We start from the raw sequence: 742 nt of genomic DNA on the forward strand, positions 1-742 counted from the left end.
CGGTTCCGGCTGTGTGCTCACGGCGTGGTGGGCAGGCTGGCGACGCCGGTGATCTGCTCCCAGATGGCGAAGCGGACGGTCATTTCGGCGCGGTAGTCGTGTGCGGGCATCAGGTGGCGGCGGGGTCGGAAGTGGGGTGAGATACCGCTGAACGCGGAGAGGAACCGCTGTGCTCCGCCCACGGAGCGGAAGCCCTTCATCGCCCGTTCACGCTGCCTGGTGGGCTGGTGGCTGTTCTCCGCCCGGTTGTTCAAATACTTCGACTGGCGGTACTCGACGCAGGGCATGACCTCGCGGCGGGCGGCGCCGTATGAGCGGAGCTTGTCGGTGACGACCACCCGCGGCACCGTGCGGGTCTTCTCCAGCAGGCGGCGCAAGAAGCGTCTGGCGGCGGCCTTGTCCCGCCGGTTCCGCACCAGGATGTCCAGCACGTTGCCGTCCTGGTCGACGGCCCGCCACAGGTACTTCTGTTCCCCATTGATCTTGACGAAGACCTCGTCCAGGTGCCACTTGTCCCCAGGCCGAGGCTGTCGGCGGCGCAGCGCGTTGGCGTACTGCTGACCGAACTTGCCACACCACCGCCGCACCGTCTCATAAGAGACGGTCACGCCGCGCTCAAGCATCAGCTCCTCGACCTCGCGGAACGACAGCGGGAAACGGAAGTACAGCCACACACAGTGGGAGATCACCTCGACCGGATACCGGTGCCCCTTGTACGACAGCGACGCACTCCCCACGGACG

At 66.6% G+C, this 742-nt stretch carries 1 protein-coding gene; it reads right to left on the reverse strand.

Features of this window, described 5'->3' with window-relative positions; all coding sequences use genetic code 11:
• Window positions 1-17: 17 nt before the first annotated feature.
• Window positions 18-737, reverse strand: a complete 720-nt coding sequence (locus tag IEY89_RS40190; RefSeq protein ID WP_189152460.1) for an IS6 family transposase — start codon at window positions 735-737, stop codon at window positions 18-20.
• Window positions 738-742: the final 5 nt, after the last annotated feature.

Source organism: Streptomyces lacrimifluminis, from assembly GCF_014646095.1.
Lineage (GTDB): Bacteria > Actinomycetota > Actinomycetes > Streptomycetales > Streptomycetaceae > Streptomyces > Streptomyces lacrimifluminis.